Origin of the sequence: Flavobacterium sp. HSC-61S13 (assembly GCF_024171535.1) — a bacterium.
In the GTDB taxonomy this organism is placed as follows: domain Bacteria; phylum Bacteroidota; class Bacteroidia; order Flavobacteriales; family Flavobacteriaceae; genus Flavobacterium.
On the sequence record NZ_JALJZV010000022.1, the window covers coordinates 15,100 to 33,539 of the forward strand.

General features: G+C 33.3%; 17 protein-coding genes. 5 read left to right on the top strand and 12 right to left on the bottom strand.

Translation table 11 applies throughout. The features are described 5' to 3' along the window. Nucleotide 1: 1 nt before the first annotated feature. From L1275_RS15475 to L1275_RS15490, 4 genes are read left to right on the top strand one after another with little or no spacing between them, the layout of a single operon-like run. Nucleotides 2-616 carry a phosphoribosylanthranilate isomerase gene (locus L1275_RS15475; RefSeq protein ID WP_253475480.1) on the top strand — a complete coding sequence of 205 codons (615 nt, stop codon included), beginning with the start codon at nt 2-4 and terminating at the stop codon, nt 614-616. Further along, on the top strand, nt 603-1,787 hold the full coding sequence (gene trpB, locus L1275_RS15480) for a tryptophan synthase subunit beta (RefSeq protein WP_253475483.1): 1,185 nt from the start codon (nt 603-605) through the stop codon (nt 1,785-1,787). Before L1275_RS15475 ends, trpB begins: the two co-directional genes overlap by 14 nt. Then, nucleotides 1,784-2,557, top strand: a complete 774-nt coding sequence (gene trpA, locus L1275_RS15485) for a tryptophan synthase subunit alpha (RefSeq protein ID WP_253475486.1) — start codon at nt 1,784-1,786, stop codon at nt 2,555-2,557. The genes trpB and trpA overlap by 4 nt, the downstream gene beginning before the upstream one ends. Beyond that, nucleotides 2,554-3,561, top strand: coding sequence for a bifunctional 3-deoxy-7-phosphoheptulonate synthase/chorismate mutase (locus tag L1275_RS15490; RefSeq protein ID WP_253475489.1), 1,008 nt, complete (start codon nt 2,554-2,556; stop codon nt 3,559-3,561). Before trpA ends, L1275_RS15490 begins: the two co-directional genes overlap by 4 nt. A gap of 381 nt (nt 3,562-3,942) precedes the next feature. On the opposite strand, the gene L1275_RS15495 is transcribed toward L1275_RS15490, so the two are convergent. The 3 genes from L1275_RS15495 to L1275_RS15505 form a co-directional block, all read right to left on the bottom strand. After that, nucleotides 3,943-5,127: a carboxypeptidase-like regulatory domain-containing protein gene (locus L1275_RS15495; RefSeq protein WP_253475492.1), complete on the bottom strand. Its 1,185-nt coding sequence runs from the start codon at nt 5,125-5,127 to the stop codon at nt 3,943-3,945. A 60-nt stretch (nt 5,128-5,187) separates the two neighbouring features. After that, a complete protein-coding gene (locus tag L1275_RS15500; protein WP_253475496.1) occupies nt 5,188-5,628 on the bottom strand; it encodes a hypothetical protein in 441 nt (146 codons plus the stop codon). 74 nt (nt 5,629-5,702) lie between these two features. Next, nucleotides 5,703-6,560 carry a helix-turn-helix domain-containing protein gene (locus L1275_RS15505; protein ID WP_253475499.1) on the bottom strand — a complete coding sequence of 286 codons (858 nt, stop codon included), beginning with the start codon at nt 6,558-6,560 and terminating at the stop codon, nt 5,703-5,705. Between the two features lie 337 nt (nt 6,561-6,897). On the opposite strand from L1275_RS15505, the gene L1275_RS15510 reads away from it, so the two are divergent. Beyond that, a complete protein-coding gene (locus tag L1275_RS15510) occupies nt 6,898-7,767 on the top strand; it encodes a hypothetical protein (RefSeq protein WP_253475502.1) in 870 nt (289 codons plus the stop codon). Between the two features lie 273 nt (nt 7,768-8,040). On the opposite strand, the gene L1275_RS15515 is transcribed toward L1275_RS15510, so the two are convergent. From L1275_RS15515 to L1275_RS15555, 9 genes are all read right to left on the bottom strand, one after another. Further along, nucleotides 8,041-8,550, bottom strand: coding sequence for a hypothetical protein (locus tag L1275_RS15515; RefSeq protein ID WP_253475505.1), 510 nt, complete (start codon nt 8,548-8,550; stop codon nt 8,041-8,043). Then, the gene (locus L1275_RS15520) at nt 8,547-8,699 is read right to left on the bottom strand and encodes a hypothetical protein (protein WP_253475508.1); all 153 of its coding nucleotides are present in this window, start codon (nt 8,697-8,699) and stop codon (nt 8,547-8,549) included. Before L1275_RS15520 ends, L1275_RS15515 begins: the two co-directional genes overlap by 4 nt. Before the next feature lie 699 nt (nt 8,700-9,398). Further along, nucleotides 9,399-10,196, bottom strand: a complete 798-nt coding sequence (locus L1275_RS15525; protein WP_253475511.1) for a hypothetical protein — start codon at nt 10,194-10,196, stop codon at nt 9,399-9,401. Between the two features lie 73 nt (nt 10,197-10,269). Then, nucleotides 10,270-12,741: an AAA family ATPase gene (locus L1275_RS15530; RefSeq protein ID WP_253475514.1), complete on the bottom strand. Its 2,472-nt coding sequence runs from the start codon at nt 12,739-12,741 to the stop codon at nt 10,270-10,272. A 152-nt stretch (nt 12,742-12,893) separates the two neighbouring features. Then, nucleotides 12,894-13,475 carry a hypothetical protein gene (locus L1275_RS15535; RefSeq protein WP_253475517.1) on the bottom strand — a complete coding sequence of 194 codons (582 nt, stop codon included), beginning with the start codon at nt 13,473-13,475 and terminating at the stop codon, nt 12,894-12,896. A 222-nt stretch (nt 13,476-13,697) separates the two neighbouring features. Then, the gene (locus tag L1275_RS15540) at nt 13,698-15,215 is read right to left on the bottom strand and encodes a hypothetical protein (protein ID WP_253475520.1); all 1,518 of its coding nucleotides are present in this window, start codon (nt 15,213-15,215) and stop codon (nt 13,698-13,700) included. A 118-nt stretch (nt 15,216-15,333) separates the two neighbouring features. Continuing rightward, nucleotides 15,334-15,978 carry a hypothetical protein gene (locus L1275_RS15545; RefSeq protein WP_253475523.1) on the bottom strand — a complete coding sequence of 215 codons (645 nt, stop codon included), beginning with the start codon at nt 15,976-15,978 and terminating at the stop codon, nt 15,334-15,336. A gap of 173 nt (nt 15,979-16,151) precedes the next feature. Next, nucleotides 16,152-16,946, bottom strand: a complete 795-nt coding sequence (locus tag L1275_RS15550; RefSeq protein ID WP_253475526.1) for a hypothetical protein — start codon at nt 16,944-16,946, stop codon at nt 16,152-16,154. A gap of 250 nt (nt 16,947-17,196) precedes the next feature. Beyond that, complete coding sequence (locus L1275_RS15555) at nt 17,197-18,207, bottom strand: HPP family protein (RefSeq protein ID WP_253475530.1); 1,011 nt, start codon at nt 18,205-18,207, stop codon at nt 17,197-17,199. Between the last annotated feature and the right edge of the window lie 233 nt (nt 18,208-18,440).

An 18,440-nucleotide genomic window follows, 5' to 3' on the forward strand; every position in this document is an offset into this window, starting at 1 on the left:
AATGAAATATCTCGAAAATATTCGAGAAATCACCGCGCTAAGACCCGATTATTTAGGTTTTATCTTTTACGAGCAATCGCCGCGATTTGTAGGGGAGGATTTTGAAATTTTAGCATTGGAGGACTCTCAGAATCCCATAGAGAAAACGGCTGTTTTTGTCAACCAATCCAATGAGGTTATGGTAGCGAAACTCATGCAATACGGTATTAAAACCGTTCAGTTGCACGGCGGGGAATCCACACAACAGTGCCGGACTTTAAAACAAAAGGGATATACCGTTATAAAGGCATTTTCTATAGGTGCATATTTCGATTTCTCGACGTTAAAGGATTATGAGAAGGTCGTTGATTATTTCCTCTTTGATACACAGAGTATCGGTTATGGTGGTAGCGGTATTTCATTTAATTGGGATCTTTTACAGCAGTACCAATTGTCAACAGCTTTCTTTTTAAGCGGGGGCTTGGGACTGCATAATGTACAACAGCTTTTAGCGGTGAAACACCCTATGCTTTACGGATATGACTTTAACAGCAGTTTGGAAAGTGAACCCGGATTAAAAGACCGGGAACTCGTTCAATCAATAATAAAAATAATAAAGAAAAATGAGCGCATTTAGCCCTGATAGCAATGGATTTTATGGTGAATTTGGCGGAGCCTTTATTCCCGAAATGCTTTATCCAAACGTATTGGAACTGCAACAAAATTATAAGATAATTATCGATTCTAAAGATTTTCAAGAGGAGTTTCGCTCCTTATTGCGGGATTATGTGGGGCGACCTACACCCTTATATTTTTCAAAAAATCTCTCTGAAATGTTTCAAGCAAATATTTATCTAAAGCGGGAAGATTTAACACATACGGGAGCACATAAAATCAACAATACCATTGGACAGATACTCTTGGCAAAACGGTTGAATAAAAAACAAATCATTGCCGAAACCGGTGCGGGACAACACGGGGTCGCCGTGGCCACAACTTGTGCGTTGATGAATATGGAATGCACTATTTATATGGGTGAAATCGATATACAGCGGCAAAGGCCTAATGTCGAAAAAATGAAGATGCTCGGTGCTAAAATCGCTCCGGTTACCAGTGGAAGTAAAACCCTAAAAGACGCGACCAATGAAGCGATCAGACAATGGATCAACAACCCTGTTGATACGCATTACATCATTGGATCTGTAGTTGGACCCCACCCATATCCAGATATGGTATCGATTTTCCAATCGGTGATTAGCGAGGAAATCAGAATACAACTCAAGGACAAAACCGGGCGGGAGCAGCCCGATTGCATCATTGCTTGTTTGGGAGGGGGAAGTAATGCTATGGGGGCATTTTATCATTTTATAGGCGACAAAAAAACCCGACTTATCGCTGTTGAAGCAGGAGGAAAGGGAATTTATAGCGGTAAAACTGCGGCGACAATTGCTTTGGGTAAAAAGGGCATTATTCACGGAAGTAAAACCTATTTAATACAAACAGACGACGGACAGATTGTTGAGCCACATTCTATTTCAGCGGGTTTAGATTATCCGGGTATAGGTCCGGCTCATTCGTTCCTACACGATGCGGGTTTGTCAGAAGTGGTCCATGTTACGGATGACGAGGCTATGGCTGCGGGTTTAATGCTTTCGCAGAGAGAGGGAATCATACCGGCTTTGGAGTCGGCACACGCCTTGGCGTATTTACACAAGCTGCAATTTAAAAAAGATGATGTGGTGGTCGTCAACTTATCGGGTAGAGGAGATAAAGACTTATTAACTTATAAGAAATACTTGGGATTATGAAAAACAGAATTACAGCATTGTTTGAGAGTAAAAAAGAAAACATCCTCTCGATTTATATGACGGCGGGTTATCCGCTATTAGAGGATACTTTAAGTGTAGTCAAAGAATTGGATCGCGCTGGAGTGGATATGATAGAAATTGGATTTCCATTTTCAGATCCTTTGGCGGATGGACCGGTCATACAACAGAGCAGCGAAATCGCGATTGCGAATGGGATGAGTCTCAAAGTCCTATTTGAACAACTTAAGGAATTGAGAACGCTAACGCAATTACCCGTTTTATTAATGGGGTATCTAAATCCGGTGTTGCAATTTGGAGCAGAAGAATTTATAGCCAAGTGTGCGGAGGTGGGTATAGACGGTATCATTATTCCCGATATGCCTTTTGGATATTTCGAATCTAATTTACAGCAAAGTTGCAAGGATAAAGGAGTTTCTAATATCTTACTGCTAACTCCACAAACGGAGATTAAGAGAATACGTGAAATTGATCACCATGCTACGGGTTTTATTTATATGGTTTCGTCAAATAGTGTTACAGGAGGCACTAATACCAATCAATTAAACACGACCTATTTGGAGCGCACCCAAAAGTTGCAACTCAAAAATCCTTTGCTTACGGGATTCGGTATTCACGATGCTCTGAGCTTTAAAAGTGCAGCTCAGTTCAGTCGTGGTTGTATTATTGGAAGTGCCTTTGTCAAACACCTTACTGAAAACGGTATTACATCAGTTGGTATAAGTCAATTTATTAAAGAATTTCGACCATGATAATTCAATTAGAAAAAAATGTAAGTACAGAACAGCGCAATCGTTTGGCGGCTTTATTATCACAGCATCAGATAAAAGTTACGCCGGTAACTACAAGCGACAATACTTACCTGGTGGCAGTCTTGAGCTCCGATATAGATATTCGAGTTGTTGGCAATTTACCGGGCGTACTCGACGTACATCGAGTAACGGATAGTTATAAACTCGTTTCGAGAAAATGGAAGGTCGACCCCACTGAAATTAAGTTGGGCGATGGAGTGTGTATTGGTGAAAACGACTTTTCAGTAATTGCAGGACCTTGCTCTATTGAAAGTGAGCAGCAGATTGATCAAATCGTACAGCATTTGGTTAAAAACAACGTCAAAATCATGCGTGGAGGTGTTTACAAACCACGTAGTTCTCCTTATGCCTTTAGAGGTTTGGGCATAGCTGGATTAAAACTGTTTCACGCTAGTTGTCAGGCGCACAACATCAAGATCATCTCCGAAGTTATGCAGGTTTCACAAATTGATGATATGATCGATTATGTCGATGTATTTCAGGTGGGAGCTAGAAATGCGCAGAATTTTAACTTGTTAGATGCGCTGGGAAGGACCGCCAAACCGGTGATGCTCAAAAGGGGGATTTCGGGTACTATAGACGAGTTGTTACAGTCCGCAGAATATGTTTTCTCGGCGGGAAATGAGAAAATCATACTCTGTGAGCGCGGGATTAGAACATTTGAAAATGCCTATCGCAACACCTTTGACATCAATGCGATTCCCATCTTAAAAGAAAAGAGTCATTTGCCGGTCATTGCTGATCCATCGCATGGTATTGGTATCAGAAGTCACGTCAGTAAAATTGCCTTAGCGGCGATGGTTGCAGGAGCCGATGGTGTGATGACTGAGATCCATTACGAACCGGAAAAAGCACTTTCTGACGGGCAACAAACGTTGAATTTTGAAGAGTTTGATCAGTTGGTGACGCAAATTAATAAATTAAAAACAGCTATGCTTAAATAAGTTTGATAGAGATGTAACCGTACTTACAGTTAAATGATAAGACAGTTTATGAATTGTAACTTACTTCGGTGATGAATTGGATTGATGAGGTGGTCTAAGGGACGGTGCGAATGAGACTATACCCGATACCTTGTTGTGGTTTCGTGGTATATAATAGAATTCGCACCTTGGCGAGAGCCTAAAAGATGAGGAGGGACTCACAAGCTGTCGCCCAAAATACGGCTACACTTTTTACAACGAATTTGTTTAAAAGGTAATCCAATCCAAGCAAAGTAATAGCTCGATTATAAAATTCAATAGGTAGTATCCAATTTTTATCATGTGGGATTTTTATTAAATTATTGATTTATAAGAATTAAGGTAAAATGTAGTCCGTTGATTTTATGATTTTTTCTCTAATTTGTCAAGTATTTCTTGTTCCCATTTGTTGAGCGGACGGATATTTCTATCCTTCCAAAATTCAGTACTGTAGTTGCTTTTCTGTTTGTATAAATCACCTTTATACGGTTTTTCTTTGGGGATTTCCACATTTTTATATACTTGGTCAACCATAACTTCTTGGATGGTCTTCACTTGATGATTCTTGATTAATTTGCTCGTTATCGCAAAATCCATCAAATGGGATCTGTAAAATAAGTGATAGTGTTCGTCATCGATAAAAACAACATAGTTATTTATTTGTTGGATTTGGATTTTAAAAAACAAGAGTTTCAATATTTTAATTTTGTCGATATATTTATCGGCTAACTCATATTTATACTCTAATACTTTGGTTTGCGATTCATCGAAGACGATGTAGCCCTGAAAGACCAACCAATCTGTCAATCCATCTTTGGGTTCAAAGGTGACTATAATCTTCGATTTGTTGCCCGTCTCAGTTTTCTGTTGAACCGTGTAGTCATAGTTTTTGTTGTCCTTTAATATGTCCAGTAATTCAGTGATGTTTTTTTTAATAATTAATACATCTCTGATATCCATGCCGAAAGCGTTTAGTATTTCGTCCGTATCTGCATCTCGATCGATTTCCTCAGTACTCGTAAATACCCGATGCTCCAAGACAGCGGTATACGGCCTTTTGTTGGGGTGATTAACGTAAAAATCTACAATTCCATCCGCAAGATTTGTTTTTTCGTTATTGACCCTATTAAATTGGCGTATATAGGTTTTGTATAAATCTCCTTTGTCCATTGTTTTTAAAGCATTCCTAAAGGCTAGAGCAAAAACATCGCTTAAAGGTTTCTTGAAAATCAGTATTTCGTTTAATTGTGTATCGGAAAGTGGCATCCTCACAATCATATTTGCTGTGGACTGTTGCTCTTGTGATTGATATTGAATATGGCTAAAATATAAGGGCTCGCTCTCGCTTTCCGCCACCATGGTAAAGGCGCCATCTTCATTAGTGATTGTATGACTCTTGTTGTTGGTAATCAAGACCCCAAAAATGCCTTTCCCATCGTTCTGATCGACTACTTTTCCACTTATTTTATAAGTTTGGGCATTGGCTTGCAAGGGAAAGAAAATAACTAGTAGAATATAACAGTAATTAATGTAATTTTTTATTCTCATGTTCGGAAAGATTAGGGAAATAGTGATGTATTTGGTCTGTAGTTCAATCTTATACAATCGTTAATCTTCTTGATTTACAGTTTGAATTTCAGTAATTATAAGCTGTTTTTTTCGTTCGAGTATTAATGTGTAAATCATATAAAGAAAAGGAAAAACCATCAGGATCAAGGCGTATGGAAAGTGGAGCGTTTTGTTTAAAATAAAGTCAAGAATTAAAATACAAAAGCCGCTATAAAAGAAATACGACCAGTTTTTAGTAGAAACTGGATTGAGATCTACGGCTAATTTTTTATTTTCATCGGCTGTTATAGCTGTCGAAAACACCGGACTGCTACACCAATCTATAGTGGCCTGCAGTTGATGCGTACCAGCCGCATCGGTTATAAACGCTTTAGTTTCTCCATTACCAAGGGTACCGAGTAGTTTGCCATCTAAAAATATCTTATAATTTCTAAACCTGTTGGTAGCTCTATGGGGTCGTTTGATGGTAATCGTTGCCATGTGTACAATTATAAATTATTACACAAAACTAGGATGAAATAAAGGGCCAAAATTGTAAAACTGGGACATTTTAACTACACTTCTAAAAAATGCCAATATAAATCTTCGTTGCCTATTTGAATTATTTTGGGCAGCAGTGTTTTGGGGGATTCTTCGGTAATACTCTTAAAGTGTTTGATAAAATGCGACTGGTCGTAATACATACTATATAAAGCGACATCGGTTAGATTGACCAATTCTTTGTGTTGAAGCGCATAATTAAGTGAATTTCGAAACATCACTACTCTTTTGTATTCCTCTATCGTTGTACAGCTGTGTTTTTTAAACAAGCGCAGTAGGGTTTTTCTGCTGACTGCTGTGAGTGGCTCTAGTTCCTCAACCTTTATGGTGCCGTTGGATAATATAATCTCCTTAATGGCTTTTTGAAGGGTGTTTTCTTGAAACGGACGATAGACAGCTAGTAAGGCAGTTTCCAGTATTTCTAACTGCTCATGCACAGCTAGCGCCTTGTTCAGTGAGGCGATCTTAGAATTAAAAATTTCATTTAAAGCTACTTCTTGAAAAGATTGATTTATCCATTGATTCAAGGGCTTATCAATAAAATGATTGATTCCCATCGGATAAAATACGACACCTATTTTGTAAAAAGCACCTTGTATATCAACCTGAATTTTATTATTTACATTAATGGTATACAATAGGGTGGTTTTGTTTTCATCTGACGAAGTACGCACTTGTGAATTTAATTTATCAGAGGTTATGACGATGTCATTGCCCTTGTAAATAGTCAAAGCATGTAAGTAATTTGGATAGAAATAAAACGATTCCCTATGCATTTCGTTACTGGATGCATGGAAATAATAGTATGCAATATGTTTTTTTAATAGCTCGTTTGTGGGCTTTCGAGTAATTAAATAATTGTTTTTCTCCATGGACGAAAGATATGAATTATTAGCACAATAGCGTCCTACACTTTTTTTCAATAGGTTACAGTTAGTCAAATTGCTTGCATTTTCGTTTTACTGTTTTGAAATGTCTTGTCGTGTAGTTGATTTAAACTAGAGATTTGCAGTTGACTGGTAAATTACAAAATTAGTTGTAGATGAATTATTGATCATCAGCTGCCAGGGATGAGTCTGTTTTAGGAATTTCCTATTAATGCTAATGGATTTCAGACTTTGTAAAATTCATTATAAAGTGTTGATTTAGTTGGGATTAATGTAAATGTGTTGTTTGTAATATTTATTTGTATTTTTGAAAGAAAAAACAATGAATATTATCTTTTTCGTTTTTGGAACTAATATTAGTTATTATCAACAAGTGTTTTTCTCAATATACACAGTCTTAGCTAATAAGGATGAAACTGACGATATTATTGTAATAGCAGAAGATCCTACTCTTTTTAAACAACTTGGCGATCGTGTCAAAGTTATTCCAATCGATACAAAAATGATTTCGGATTGGAAAGGAGATTATGATTATTTTTTTAGAGTAAAAATCAAAGCCCTCGAATATATATCCCAAGAATACCCCGATAAACACATCTTATATCTCGATGGCGATACTTTTGTTTATCAGCCGTTGAGTATTATAAAGGCGGGATTGGCTAAAGGACATAATTTCTTACACCTCAATGAAGGAACTTTACCAACTTTAAAAACAAAAACCGAAAAAAAGTTATGGGAGCAAATCAAGTATAAAAAATTTGCGGATATCCTGATCGATGAAAATACCACGATGTGGAATTCTGGTGTTATTGGTATATCCACTCAAAATTTTGCAACCATTCCTCTGGCTCTGCAAATTACTGATGAGATGTGTGCGGCCAAGGTGACTTGTTTTACCATGGAACAATTGTCGTTTGGAATCGCGAGTAATCAATTGTCTACGGTAAAAGCTGCCGATCATATCGTAGGCCACTATTGGGGAAATAAGGACCAATGGAATAGTCTAATTTCAATATGGATCAGTAAATCCTTAATGACAAATTTAACGGAAGAAGAGATGATCGAATCAGCAAGGAAATTTCCATTTGTGGAAATCCCTTTTTACGTAAAGACATCCAATACCTACAAGCGATTGTCTAAAAGACTTCAAAGTGTTTTCAAAACGAAAAACGCCTGTTATATCAATAGTTAGTGCTTATAAAAATATCGAATTTTCACACTGGTAGCTGTAAAGTGTTATTGATTCTACAGTGATTTAGTTTGTAAAACAACGAGGAACTTCAATGAAGTTGCTCGTTGTTTTTGTTTTATAGTGTTTTATACTTTTCATTTTTTTTACGCAAGGCTCGACAGTTGACGCCAACTTGAATAGATAAATCACTATGCAAGTAAATAGCGCCTTTACGTAATTGAAAATCCTGCCGCTTCAGGTTTTTGGCGGTATTGATAAATGATTATTTTACGTTTAGTAAAAAGCAATTTCATCTTTCGTTCTGATTCTCGAATTAAAATTCAGACTCTTGCGGTAGGTTTCCACAGAAATATGACCGTTTTCCATTTCTATTTGCAATAGGTTTTCCAGATAAAGGTATAACGTTAGATTTAGGCTCATATCGAAGCGTTTTTGTTCGAGAAAATCGTGTAGTATCAGGATCAACTCATCGTTATAATAGGCTTTGGATTGTGTGGTGGTACATTCGGCATCTCGAATCAAAACCGCTACGGACAACAAATGACGATTGTCGACAAAAAAATAAGTGAGCTGGTCTATTTCTCCTTCATTGAGATTCTTTAAGTAGCTCTTAATACAGTAGAGTAGGTGTTTGTTGAAGGAGGGAGGAAGTGAATCAGTTAACGAACTTATAAAAGCTTTTGACAATAGAATGGGACTTTGTTTAGCATCGACAAACGGCTTGCCGGTAAGTATGCAGTTAATCAGCGGAAGCAGTACGGTGTAAAATTCTTTCGTTTTCATAAGCTGGGGAGTATGAAGAGTGAAAGCATAGCGTCGTTTTCCGTTGGTTTAAATCCTAAAGTGGAGATGGAGTCATAAGTTGCTGTTGTAACAGACAGGGTCGTTAAAATCGCATAAAAAAGGGGAGTGGTGTTGGTTGGGGTTTTCATCGTGCCGGTTTTTTAAGGTTAAAAAAGGCGTGAAGCTAAAGTCAATCGGCACAGAGGTACCGCGAAGAACCCAACAACCAGAAAGACTTAGCCCACGCCAATAGTTGGCACGAGCGTAAGTCTATCGAAATTATGGTTGTTTAGGAAAAATTCGCGGTTTCTCTGTTACCAAATTCGACAGCTTACGCTTGATCGTAATATTTTCTAAACCAAATATAAATATTTCTGGTTCCATACCCAAAATGAGCTAAAAATAATTGTGTTAAAGTTTTGGTAGTGAGTTGGTTGTTTGGAAGTGTCTTGGTGATTCTGAAGAACTGTTTGTCGTCGTTTTTTATTCTTGGAGGCTGAAAAGATTCTAATTGGGTACTAGTTATGAATTTCTTTTAGCTATCGGGTTTATTGGTGTCGGAGGAAGAGGGATTTACACTTTCTTCTGTATGCTTAATAAATAGGGCTGTTGACTTTTTGGGATTGTTGTGAGCACCTAATTAGGAAAGTTTTAAACTATGATTGGAATCTCCTGACTTACCAATTAATTATTGATTTTGAGGCAAAAGTGAATTTTCAATTTATTTACGGGAGTTTTGGGGAGATTGTGCATAATAGAAAAAGTATTGACGTATAGAAAAATAGAGTAGTTTAACTCTAACTTAACCCCGAATTTTGTCTATACAATTTTATCCGCAGATTATATAATTATATCATTTTCAGGAGACAATGACTATTAATTGGTATATTAACTAAACTTACCTCTACAAATGTTGCTTCGTGAATTTTATTCGCACAATTTTTGCCATTATATATTTCACCAGTTATATGATTACAATCAACATAATTTTCGTTACAAATGTTACAAATCGATTTTTCAGCAATTCCTGTCACGCTTGCACCTTTAATTTTACCACTTTTAATTTTTCTTTTTATAGTTTTATCCAAGATCTTACTTTCTTCGATTTCTAATTCTTCATCAGAAACTTTTAATCTTCCCCATCCAATAATATGAGGTTTATGTTCTATAAAAATTGGTGTTGGTAAATCTGGATAAGGACTTATTATCGAGAAGCACTTTTGAAAAGTTTCTTTTTTCTTGTTCGATTTTTTCTTTTTGTCTAAAATTTCACTTTTTGTAACTTTCTTATTATTTAGATTAACAGCTTCATTAATAGTTTGGTTAATAATGATTATGTTTTTTCTATTTTCATCAGTTTGACTCCATTTGTCAATACTCGTTTGAATGTAGTTACTTGCAATGTTAAATATTATACTTGTGGGAATTCCTGCTAAAAAAGCATAAAGAGGATCACTAAAGAACTCATGAATACCTTTTTTAAATAAATACTGAATTGGCTGATTATTTTCTGGTCTTACGATGATTTCGTAACCATTGCTTCTTAATTCTTTAATCAATTCTAATGTTCCTTTTGTAACTAATTTTTTGTCTGGAAATTTTGATGAATATGGATTAAATGAATCAATTGAAATTGTCTTTTCCATTATTAATGAGTGATTTTAGAATAATTTATATATACAATTTAGACAAAACCCAACGATTCTGCTAAACCCCTTGTTAATGACTGGCATTTTTTCCGACTTCTCGCACATTTTTATTCTCTTTATTTTGGTTTATATAATCAACAACAATTTTTCCAAATTCAGAATTTCTATCGTTGATTTGAACATATAATGTATCTATTACTCTTGTCAAAGCCATCAAAGCCCAAGTAGCAGCATACATACTTTTCCTTTGTTCGTTGTCTTGATTTAAAAACAAGTCTTCAATTAAATATTTTTCTGCATCATGGTCTTTTCTTTTTTGAGAAAAGAATTTGTCCAAAGCAAAACAAGCAACGGTCCACGCTTCTAAACCACGACATGATTCATAATAAATGACTCTTGATTCATTTGGACTAGGAACAATAAGTTGTGACTTATCGTCAGTAGTTCCATCCCAGAACATAAAGTCATTGTTTTCTAAAACTTCAAGATGTTTCCAATTTCCACGCTTTAATGATGTAGTATCTTCTATGTTATCGTATTCGTTTATAATTGCTGTTTCTCTCTTTGTTTCATTTACTCCTATTATGTTTTCTTTTTGTGAGTTAGATTCAAGTAAAACTAAAAGGTTTTCATAAGGTAAACAACCATTTATTTCACCTTTTAATTTTAGATGCTTGAAAACTTCTGTTACTTCCGTTTCATTGAGATTGAGTCTAAAGTCAAAAAGCAATTCACCTTCGTCTTCAGATTCTAATGGCTCTAAGTTCAAATCTATCTGAAAACGCTTTGCTACGTAATTACAGAAGTCAACTACGGTTTTCTTTACTCTATATGATTTATTTTTTGTGAAATGTTTTTTTACTTCAAGCTTTTTTGTTTGTGAAACTTCCCAATTACATAGTTCAACGTGTCGAATTAACTGTTCTTTTCCTCCATTTGCAACAACCACGTTGTTGCTACCATAAATGGAAATCAGAATTTCTTTTTCTAATCTATGGCAATCTTGGGCTTCGTCAATAAAAAGTGTTCTTTTTCTTCTGTGCCCGCCAATTCTTCTATTTTTAAATTCTACAAATCCTTCCTCTGTAATTGTTTTCCTGCCGTCTTTTTCTCCTATATATTTTTTATTTAACCCAATTGCAACGTCAAGCAGTTCGTGTTTGTTTTCTATATTGTATTTATCGTAAAATTGCTCGGGATTTTGGATTTGTAGCAGTGTATTTTCTAAAACGCCATAATAATCAGCTAAAAAAACTTCATTTGCACCAATATTTCCAATGATACTTTTTTTATGATTGTAAAAATTAATGCTTACTCTGTTAAGGTCTTTTACTGTCGCTCCATTTTTACTTTTTAGAAAGTTTAAAAAATCTATTCCTACTTCTTTTGTGCCAATATCTAACTTACTACTGTTCTGTATTATTTTTTTGATACCATCAATATTTGTATTTTTCGCGATTTCTGATTTTACAATATCATACGTTTTACGTATACGGTCTTTAAGAATATCTAAAAGGTTTTCGATTCTCACTTCACTTAATACGTGTAATACTCCCAACGACTTGCTTAATCTGTAAAAGAATGCGTGAAGTGTAAGAACAGATGCTTCACCTGGTTTTTCTCCTTTATTATTACTATTCGCTAATTTTACATTAACGTAAGATTTTACAGTTTTCGCAATATCTAAAATCAACAATTTGTTATAGGTTAAATACAAAGTGTTTTGTCCATTACTAATACATTTAATTGTCAGTAATAAAAGCTCACTTGATTTTCCTGTTCCTGCTTTTCCACTTACAATTACAAGATGTTTGTTTAACTCTTCATAAATTAATCTTGAGTTGGATAGTTTTTTACCAATTCTATCAACTTTCTTTTTCGTTAAATATCCAATTTCACTGTCTTTTGATGCTTGTTCTGTTATACGTTCTATGTCGTTGTTTAACGTGAATTGATAGCCAATTTCAGATCTCCAATTTTTATTTGCTATAAAAATTTCAACACCATTTTGGGCAAAATATTTATGAATTGTTTTAAAGTCAAAAGTTTCAGCAATTATTAAATTGTTTTGAATAAACTCGTTTTTGTTTTTTACAAAAATCAAGGGTTGAACAAATAATTCTTGTCTATTCATTCCACATTTGTATGATAGATAATTTATTAAACCAAATCTAATTGAGTTTATTTCTGTTGAATAATCAATATATTCTTCATTTGCAATAATTTGTTCATCATCTATTGTAATCGTGTCATCTTGGTATCGAGTAATAAATTTGAGCGGAATAATTTGATTATGGAAATAAACAGCTTTTCCATCACTATTTGATTTTGGTATATAAAAGTTACCTTTTTTATCTTCAATAGCAATTACAATTATCAAATCAATATTGGTTTCAAAAGAAACAGAAACAGGAAAGTTGTTGAAAAGAAAAACTTTTGCATCAGAACATCTTTTCCCAATAGTTTCTTCGATACTTTTTTCAAAGTTTTCATAGTCAAAATATTGACTTTTTCCGTTTATAGGAATTATCTCAATACTCATAATTCAATTTTCTGTTAGTAGTTGTGTGTTGCGATGTTATATGCTTGCCATTAACGTACCTGGGCTTTGCGAAGTTGTGATGAATAGAAAGCCGAAAACTTTAATTTTAGCCTTAACCCGTCATTTCGCCAACCCCTTTTGTTAATTGTAGTTTATTCATATTTATATTTAAACTCACCTGGTTTAATATTTAACTTTTCATTTTTATGACCTGAATTCCAACCTTTTTCATTAAATTCTTTTAGTAATAATTCCATTATTGATTCAAATAAATTTTCATAAATGGAATAATCTTTATCGAGAATGCTCACTTTTTGAATTTCATAATTTTCATTTAACCCTATTGGATACCTTGCTGTCGATACACTTATATGGCTAAGTTTTTTTAGAAAATCTATCTGTTCATTTATTAAATTTATTTCAGCTTTATTTAATAGTAAAATTAGATTATGGCTTTTTATTTCATCCTTTATTTTCCCAGTATTTACTAATTCCGGTTTTCTTAAAATTAACATTGCTTTTAATATGTTCTCTATTGCGAAACTCATTAACAAATAGATAGATTTTGAACAAAATGGTCTTGCAAATGTTTCAATATCCAAATGATAAGTATCTAAACAAAATCTTTTATTTTTTATTAAATTTAATTGGTTTATTGTTTCATTTAGTTCCATTGCAGTAGCAATCCAATTTTCTGGACTAGAGTAGTAAATAAATATCTCTTTTCTATTCAAGTATTTTTAGATTTAAATTACAGCTAATGGACCGCGGATTAGCGATAGTGGCGGATTAGAAAGCCAAAACTTTTAATCTTGTACTAACCTGAGCAATAGGTTTTTATTGTTTTCTAAATTTATGAAAAAAGAAAATATAAAAGGCTGTTGTGATAAAAAAGGGGAAACTTTCAATTTTTCCCTTAACTCGCCATTTCGCCAATACGATGTTAGCTACAGTTGTTATGTAGTTTCTACTTTTTCTTCATTATCCTCTGCAATAGCCAATTTTCTATCTATTGTTCTTTCAATTCCATCTGCTACTTGATTAATTTTTCGTTCAGATTTTTGTTCAATGATTTCAGCTACTTTATTAAGTCCTGGGAATTTTTGAATCTTTAGAATAGTTTTATCTAGTTTATTTGAATTTTCTAATAATTCCATAATTGGATGGTCAGACTTATTATAGTCAGAAATAAGTTTACCTGGATTCTCTGAATACATTTGTAAGAAATCTTGTAAAAGCTTTAATTTTAATTCTTTAGATATGTTATCTTCTTCCAAGTCGTGAATTTGTCGTGAAAGACCTTCAAATGTTTTACTTAAGACTTCTTTGTGTGCATATTCTTCAATTAATCTTTTAGATAAATTCATTTTTTTACTAGAAGATACTGATAACCATAAAACAGGTATATATAAAGGAAGAATTGCTATTACTAATTTAGGTGCTCTATTAATTATGACATCTAGAGTATCGTTACCAAACAATGTAAATAAAGAAATTAAAAAAGGGATTAATGAAACTACAATCATTCCAGTTATACCATATCCAAATTGTTTTTTATGTTTTTCATAAGATTGAACTTCATCTTCTTTCTTTGTAGAAAATGCGTGAGATAATCCCGCAGTAACTGCATTTGGCAATAAACTTTCAATCTTCTTATTTAATTTTTCGTATTTATCTTCCCAACCTTTTATTTGTTCTGATATCTTTTCGCTGTTAACTTTAAGAAGATTTGTTATATTTTCAGAAGTATTTTTTTTTAGTGTATCAAACTCTTCTTTGTAATTACTTATTCTATCCTCTAAACCTTCTAAAGATTCTAATAGTTCTTGTTTTGAGCCATTAATCTTAGTTATATTCCCTTCATCGTCTTCTTCCTCATAACCTAAAATTTCATTATATAAGGTTTGTAATTCTATTTTTCTATTCGTTATAGATTTAATTAATTGAGAAGATTTACTTTCATTTTCCTTAATTTTTGTAATCGATGTTTCTAATTCAATAATTTCTGTTTCAAGGTCTGGGTGATTTTCTATAGTTTCCTCAAACGCAGATATTATTTCATTAAGCTCCTCAATTCTATCATTAAGAGAATTTAAATTTTCAAGTGATGAATTATTATAGGTATTAAAAATTTCAAAATCATTTTTTATACTTTCGATTAATTCTGCTGAAATATTCTTATTTTCTTCAATGATAGAATTATTACTTTCTATTGAAGTAAGAAAGTTTTTAGCTTCTTCTAACGTTTGAAGAGATTTGTTTCGATATTCTGAGGTTCTTCTTGAAGCTTCTTTTGCTTCTTTTTCATATTCAGGACTAGATTTTGTAGCTTCAATGAAATCATTATTTAATTGTTTAATTCTATCAGCTAGAACACTATGATTATTAAACAATTTTTCGGTAGACTTTTCTAATGATTTAATTTTTTGAGCGTGCTCTTTATTGTCAAGAATTCCCATAAATTTTGATGTCATGTTGTTTTACAATTGTAGCTAGCGTTTCGGGGCTTGGCGATGGCGGGTAAATCGAAGTACAAAACGTGAACTTTGTGCTTTCCGCTCGCTATTGCCAAACCCTTGTTAGTGGCAGTATTTATTGTCTGATTATATATTTTATTGTCCATATTAAACTCCATCCTTTTAATTTTTCAATAAGATTATGGAATTGTCTGTGAGTTTGGAAAGCTCTTTCTTTTTTCATTTTAATTTCTACTAGTGCTTGTTTCGCAAGTGATTTTAAATAGCCACATTCTTGAAAGTGCTTTATCTCGTCTTCTATTTTTATTTTATCATCCTCCATATGTTGTCTAACTTTAATTTGATATTTCTCCCAAAGTTCTAACGGCATATAATCTCTCAAAAAGTCAATACTATACGAAATATCAAGTATAGTTATGTAATTATTTGTAGAGAAGGAAGTTCTTCTTAGTTCGTCTTGCGAAAAACTTTTGAAAATAGCACTTGTAAACATAGGCATAGCATCTACTCCATAATTGCTATTTTGAATTTCAGTTATTTCTTCTTCTGTTTCAGCAATGACGTATTTTTTAATAAAATCTAAATCTTCAATGTATTTATGTGATTTGTCAAGTCCAATATATCTCGAATAATCAAGCAAAACTTTTCTTTGTCGATTTAGTTTTAGTGCAGTTGAAATTCTGTCAAAAAAAGCTTTAAAAAAAAGACCAATTAATGATCCAATTAAAACACCTTCAATATTTATTTTAGAAAAGTCCATTTGTCTTTTGTTGTTTACACGGTTGTTGTAATATTGCCACTAACGTTTTGCGCATGGCGCAGCGGCGGATTTCGGAATACAAATCTGTCAGTACACCACAAAAGTTGATACTAGGTAGAATGTTCACTTAGCCACTTTGCCCGCCATTGAGCCAAACGCCTGTTAGCGGTTCGTTATTTTTTACTTTTCTTTTCAAGCAATGATTTCATGCTTTCGGTAAATCCTTTTGCTGATTCTTTACTTTGAATAATTTGGTTTATCAAAAATGTCAAAATGCTTTTAATATGACTTGCGTTTTCCAGACAAGCTTGGTCTGTTTCAGCGTGAAGACCTTCACTGAGTTCACTATGTAAAACACCAAGAGGATTCATTCCATTAGGTTTTAGAATTGATGGAAGCAAGTCTTTAACCAAGTCAATTTTGTCTTGCGTTACTCTCGTTTGTTTCGTTTTTTCTAACGCAATTTTGTATTCTACTTTATTTACTTCTTCAACTAAATCAGTAATAGAGTCAAGAAGTTCGTCAATTATTTCTTCAGTTATTCTTCGATAATAGGAAAATGCACCAATGCCATAGCCTTGAGATTCGCAAACAAGTCCTTTTCTAAATGTCTTAGCGTGTTTACCAAGAGTACTTTCAAGGTTTTTGTCCATTTTAATTTCCCATTCAGGATATTGCCCAAATTTATAAATGTAGTCTAATTCTGGACTTATGTATACGTCAAACTGTCGTTTAAACTGTCTACAAGATTGACACAGGTATATAAGTCTTACTTTTTCGTCAGCACTCTTTGGATTTGAATATCCATAAAACTGCGAATATTTATTAATCATATTAAATGTTTGGAGATTTCCACAGTTTCTACAAATCATATTTATTGGAGGTGTAGGAATTATATCCATGGTTCGTGGAACAGAGAAATTAAACCTTCTAAACAGTGAGTATTCTTCTAAAAATTCTTTATCCATATTTTATTGATGTCAATGTGGTTTTACACCTTTAATGTCGTTAATTAATGACCGCTAACGTTTCGGGGCTTAGTGTCAGTGGCGAAAATTGAAGCGAAAAGTTTCGATTTAGCGACACGGTAAGCAAAAGCCAATTAATTAAATAAATTTAATAAAAAAGTCAATGTAATTTGCTTTTTGCGGAATAGAAAGCCGAAACCTCGAATTTTTGCCTTAAACTGCAATTGCGCCAAACCCATGTTAGCTACAGTTATTTATGTTCTACTATTATAAGTAAGAAATCGCGAGTTTCCCTTAGTTTTTCTAAATCAGCAGTTCCCATTTCTTCTGGATTAAAATGCATGACTTCATTTCTTATTATGTTGACTTCAGAAAGCATTTTTTGCAAAATTACTCGGTCGATATTAATATTTAATTTTTTGAAAAGAGATTCATTTTCAATAATCCTAACATAATGACCGAAAGATAAATCAGATAAATGTTTAATTTCTTTGTCATACTTGTTTACATCCAAAACTGAATTAATGTCGTCAAAAGTCAGAATATCATCTAGTATTCGACGTATCAAATTTTCAATTTGTTCTATTAAAAAAAATGGTTCTGATAAAATTAAAAATTGCTCTCCTATATCTGTTGCAGTAATAATTCCAGAGATTTCTCTTTTATAATCTTTTATCATAACTACTTCTTTTTCAAGTATAATTTTGACAGCTTTAAATAATGGTTCATCATAGTTAAGAACTTCAACAGGTTCAAAACAATCCTTTACTTGTTTACAAGTTTTTCCAAGTGACAAGGCTTTTCCTATACTTTTCCAACTTACAAGTCCATAAACTTCATTTTTACTTGTTAAAATTGGGAGTTGTGAAAAATTATGTTTTATCATTAAAGTCACTGCCTCAACAAGTGATGTTTCTTTTTTTATTGAAATTAGCGAGACATTTTTTTCTTCAGAATTATTTAAATCAGATGATTTTATGATGCTCAATCTTGGTATTGCATCCGTATACTTTGGCTTTTTTAATTCACCATTAACCTGTAACGTTGGAATAGGAGAAATTTCGACAAATCCGTAAAAATTAGCGGCTTCAAAACTGGGTTCCATTATGAGTTCATGTTTTTCTAGCCAAGCATTTACATTATTAATAACTCTCCATCCTCTTCTTGAAACTCCATATTCATTAATTACCTGTCTTGTAGATAGTTTACTTGGTTTTTTACTTTTTTTAATCTCTTGAAAAGTAGCTTCTAATCTATTCATATTGTTTGGGAATAATTGCCGATAACATTGTTTTTTTACGATACAAAATACACTGTAGTTTCGTAAAACTCCACCTATATCCGTATTTCGTGAAATATGCTATCAAAATAATTAAATATTTGTAAATTAAACATTTAGCAAACTAATTTGTTGTGGATAGCGAAACAATATTATTTTAGCGCCAAACATAACATCTATATCTATATTATAAATACGGAAATCCGTAAACTCAT

What these genes read in the sequence shown, in the direction of transcription:
- L1275_RS15505 (WP_253475499.1), bottom strand. Translation starts at nt 6,560, where the DNA reads ATGGAGAAAAACAATTATTTAATTACTCGAAAGCCCACAAACGAGCTA.
- L1275_RS15490 (WP_253475489.1), top strand. Translation starts at nt 2,554, where the DNA reads ATGATAATTCAATTAGAAAAAAATGTAAGTACAGAACAGCGCAATCGT.
- L1275_RS15500 (WP_253475496.1), bottom strand. Translation starts at nt 5,628, where the DNA reads ATGGCAACGATTACCATCAAACGACCCCATAGAGCTACCAACAGGTTT.
- L1275_RS15520 (WP_253475508.1), bottom strand. Translation starts at nt 8,699, where the DNA reads ATGAAAACCCCAACCAACACCACTCCCCTTTTTTATGCGATTTTAACG.
- L1275_RS15540 (WP_253475520.1), bottom strand. Translation starts at nt 15,215, where the DNA reads ATGACATCAAAATTTATGGGAATTCTTGACAATAAAGAGCACGCTCAA.
- L1275_RS15530 (WP_253475514.1), bottom strand. Translation starts at nt 12,741, where the DNA reads ATGAGTATTGAGATAATTCCTATAAACGGAAAAAGTCAATATTTTGAC.
- L1275_RS15525 (WP_253475511.1), bottom strand. Translation starts at nt 10,196, where the DNA reads ATGGAAAAGACAATTTCAATTGATTCATTTAATCCATATTCATCAAAA.
- L1275_RS15550 (WP_253475526.1), bottom strand. Translation starts at nt 16,946, where the DNA reads ATGGATAAAGAATTTTTAGAAGAATACTCACTGTTTAGAAGGTTTAAT.
- L1275_RS15475 (WP_253475480.1), top strand. Translation starts at nt 2, where the DNA reads ATGAAATATCTCGAAAATATTCGAGAAATCACCGCGCTAAGACCCGAT.
- L1275_RS15545 (WP_253475523.1), bottom strand. Translation starts at nt 15,978, where the DNA reads ATGGACTTTTCTAAAATAAATATTGAAGGTGTTTTAATTGGATCATTA.
- trpB (WP_253475483.1), top strand. Translation starts at nt 603, where the DNA reads ATGAGCGCATTTAGCCCTGATAGCAATGGATTTTATGGTGAATTTGGC.
- L1275_RS15510 (WP_253475502.1), top strand. Translation starts at nt 6,898, where the DNA reads ATGAATATTATCTTTTTCGTTTTTGGAACTAATATTAGTTATTATCAA.
- trpA (WP_253475486.1), top strand. Translation starts at nt 1,784, where the DNA reads ATGAAAAACAGAATTACAGCATTGTTTGAGAGTAAAAAAGAAAACATC.
- L1275_RS15555 (WP_253475530.1), bottom strand. Translation starts at nt 18,207, where the DNA reads ATGAATAGATTAGAAGCTACTTTTCAAGAGATTAAAAAAAGTAAAAAA.
- L1275_RS15495 (WP_253475492.1), bottom strand. Translation starts at nt 5,127, where the DNA reads ATGAGAATAAAAAATTACATTAATTACTGTTATATTCTACTAGTTATT.
- L1275_RS15515 (WP_253475505.1), bottom strand. Translation starts at nt 8,550, where the DNA reads ATGAAAACGAAAGAATTTTACACCGTACTGCTTCCGCTGATTAACTGC.